The sequence below is a fragment of the Streptomyces sp. NPDC004031 genome, from assembly GCF_053604375.1.
Map to the genome: position 1 here is coordinate 1 of NZ_JBSGHL010000162.1, position 1,397 is coordinate 1,397.

The following is a 1,397-nucleotide window of genomic DNA, read 5'->3' on the forward strand; positions in this document are numbered from 1 at the left end:
GCGCTACAGTGCCGACGTTCTTGTTGGTCGGCAAGCATCCAAGAGATCGATCCAGATCGGGATGGGCTCTCAGAAAATTCCCAGGGGCAAGTGATCGCATGACGGCAAGAGTAGCCGTCAATCCAGTGATAAGACTATGACGAATTTCGTGGTCATTCGCGCCAAACCACGTCCAGACACGCCTACGTTCCTCAGGTGCCCATTCGGCCAATCTATCGAGGCGCTCCTTCACCAGATCGGCTCCTTCATCACGAAGTTGCATCATCAGCTTTCTAAATTCTGCGTCGGTCATGGCCGGGCAGATTGGCGGGCCGTTGAGCGTAAGAAAAACTTTCAACTTCGAGCCCGGTGTGGTGTTCGTCACCGCGGAATCGTGGACGCAAACGTATTCGTTACAGGACATCGCTATTGCCCTCCACGACCTCGAGCCTAAGTTTCTCGGCGTGACTCGTTGTTACTCGTCGGGTATTTCCCTCGGAATCCGTGACACCACTGACGATCTGACCTGATGCCGTGTATATGCGGTATCGAACACGCGCGAGCGGACGGCCACTCTGCTCATCGCACAAGACATACTGCTCGCTGTGCTCATCGTCGGTTGCCAGTGCAGAATCCGTGTGGTTTCGGATCTGCCCGGTCAACGCCGCCGCTTGTTCAGCCGTAAATCGCATCATCATGCCGCGCTGGGCATAGAACACCGGCTGGGGATTGCAACCGCAGACGTTGACGTCGCCGCTCAGCGCCCAAGGTTTGCCGTTCGGCCCGGTTCCCGGCCACCGCGGCCCTTTCGGAGCAATAAAGCCCTTCCGTCCGCACGCCGTGCAGTAGGTCTGCATATCCAGTGTCGCGATATGCACGCGCGGGGGCGGATTGGAACAGGTGACGGTCGGCAGGCCTTCCGTGATTGTCGCGCTGCCACCTCGATCACCTTGAGCAAGAAAATAGCGGATCATGCGCCATCCCCCTGCGCACCGCGTGTAACGGCAAGCTCCACGACCGTCCATTCTCTATTGGTAGCGTCACCGCGCCAGTTGCTCTCGAGATGCGAGTCGACAACGGCAAACAAATGCGCGGGCAATTTCTGCGTATGCGGCATCCTGATTCCCCTTCGTGAAATTGGTGCGATTAACCAACACCAAAATGCGCGATTACGAAAGGGTTTTCAATAATACAAGTTCGAAATTCGTATAACTAATTTTTCTTATATTTCTATCATTCAAATGCCAAGTCGCTCGACCACGGCGCTTGGCAAGCATACCCCCGAACCCAGATAACAACTCTGTCGTTCGGGGGGCGCAGGACCACCGTCAAACCGTAGGCTCAGGTGGAAAAAGCCAACACACCTCGCTCAATGCACGCCGAGATAAGCCTTCACCGCCGGCAGGCCCGGCTTGCCG

Annotated in this window: 2 protein-coding genes; both read right to left on the minus strand. The window is 56.3% G+C overall.

Annotation, left to right across the window (positions count from 1 at the left end):
* Positions 1-364: hypothetical protein (locus ACWERV_RS36830; RefSeq protein ID WP_452941261.1), on the minus strand; the 364-nt coding region annotated here is incomplete at its 3' end.
* Positions 365-392: 28 nt separating this feature from the next.
* Positions 393-953 carry a PAAR domain-containing protein gene (locus ACWERV_RS36835; RefSeq protein ID WP_137910414.1) on the minus strand — a complete coding sequence of 187 codons (561 nt, stop codon included), beginning with the start codon at positions 951-953 and terminating at the stop codon, positions 393-395.
* Positions 954-1,397 lie beyond the last annotated feature (444 nt).

Bases quoted from the DNA above. Each gene is read 5' to 3' on its own strand.
- ACWERV_RS36835 (WP_137910414.1), bottom strand. From the start codon at position 953: ATGATCCGCTATTTTCTTGCTCAAGGTGATCGAGGTGGCAGCGCGACA.